General features: G+C 33.8%; 1 pseudogene. It reads right to left on the bottom strand.

Going from position 1 to position 296, the window contains the following annotated elements:
• Positions 1–296, bottom strand: a pseudogene (locus PZE06_RS28240) (hypothetical protein); the annotation flags it as partial.

Below are 296 nucleotides of genomic sequence, written 5' to 3'. Positions count from 1 at the left end.
CTTCTGAGTTTCTGTCAAATTTTTAAATCTATCAGCAACATGACCAATTAATTCAGGAAGTGGTTTCATTTTTCCGTCTGCAGTCTGTACTTGGATCCCGTATAATGTGTTCCCATCAAACATATTTCCTAGCTGATTTTTTATGAGACTCTTCGCTACACTTTTACTTAAATTCTCCTCATAGCGATTCCAATCAATATCAATTTTCCAATCTTTAATGATTCTAATTTGCCCAATGCAATGATTATTCTTATAGGCTAAAAAAAGAGCCTTATCTTCCCGGTTTATATATTGGC

The organism is Robertmurraya sp. DFI.2.37 (assembly GCF_029211245.1).
GTDB classification, from domain to species: Bacteria; Bacillota; Bacilli; order Bacillales; family Cytobacillaceae; genus Robertmurraya; species Robertmurraya methanolica_A.
Note: the sequence above shows the minus strand (reverse complement) of the source record. Positions and strands in the feature narration are given on the sequence as shown.